The organism is Pseudoalteromonas sp. S4741, assembly GCF_005886135.1.
In the GTDB taxonomy this organism is placed as follows: Bacteria; Pseudomonadota; Gammaproteobacteria; order Enterobacterales; family Alteromonadaceae; genus Pseudoalteromonas; species Pseudoalteromonas tetraodonis.
This window is the reverse complement of the sequence record NZ_PNCN01000258.1, coordinates 1-217: the sequence shown is the minus strand read 5'-3', so window position 1 is coordinate 217 and position 217 is coordinate 1. Positions and strand designations below refer to the sequence as shown.

Here is a 217-nt window from a genome sequence, read left to right as displayed (position 1 = left end):
AGGGCGAGCCTGGGTATACACCAATAAGTGACACTGAATTTGCGGTATTTTTAAATGGTTTTATAAATACCAAGCGCGGCAAGCGTGTAGGTGAGCAGCCAGAGCCTGAAAGTAAATTGAACAACAATATTATTTTTATGAAGCTACGGATTGCTTTAAATAGGAAAGGAGAAGAAGTGTGCGCGTCCTGTGCGTTGGTTTATTTTGATTTAAGTAA

General features: G+C 39.6%; 1 protein-coding gene. It reads left to right on the top strand.

The annotated features are described in order from the left end of the window. A partial coding sequence (locus CWC30_RS18515; RefSeq protein ID WP_502704758.1) for a YehS family protein occupies positions 1-217 on the top strand: 217 nt, incomplete at both ends.